Here is a 752-nt window from a genome sequence, read left to right on the forward strand (position 1 = left end):
CCGCGGCCAACGTGCCCTTCCAGGCCGACAATCTGGCCGGCGTGCAGGCTCGCTGCGGCCGCGGCTCGCATGCGGCGCTGATGTTCGAGGCGGTGCTGCGAATCACCGATTCCATCGAGACGTGGATCCTGCCTGTGGCTGACTCGGGCGGTGGCGTGGCGGCAACTGGCACCGTGGTGCTGGCCGGCACGCCGACCGCTGCCGGCACGCTCAACCTGTACGTGGCCGGTGACCGCATCCAGGTGGCGGTGGCAACGACCGACACGCCGACGACCGTGGCCACGGCGCTGGTCGCCGCGATCAATGCCAACGCGGACCTGCCGGTGACGGCCACGTCTGCTGCTGGTACCGTGACGCTGACGGCCCGCAACAAGGGAACGCTCGGCAACGACATCGACCTGCGGCTGAACTACTACCCGCTGTCCGAGAGCACACCGCCGGGCCTGAACGTCACCATCACGGCGATGGCCAGCGGCACCGGTGACCCGTCGATCGCCACGGCGATCGCCGCCATGGGCGAGACACAGTACAACACCGTGCTGATGGGTCTGTCCGATGCGTCCAGCATGGCGCTGATCGAGGCGGAACTCGACGCGCGCTGGGGGCCGCTGCGCCAGAACGATGGACGCGTCCATACCGCGGTGCGCGGCACCGTCGGCACGCTCAACACCTACGCCAGCACGCGCAACAGCCCGCACGTGGTGGCCTGGTCGGTGGAGCAGGGTGGCTCGCCGTCGCCCGTCTGGGAGCAC

At 69.8% G+C, this 752-nt stretch carries 1 protein-coding gene; it reads left to right on the forward strand.

What is annotated here, in order from left to right; genetic code table 11:
* Positions 1–752 (forward strand): phage tail sheath N-terminal beta-sandwich domain-containing protein (locus AC3WON_RS31090; protein ID WP_492353483.1); only part of this gene is annotated, 752 nt, incomplete at both ends.

The sequence above is a fragment of the Cupriavidus sp. FW305-46 genome (assembly GCF_058787075.1).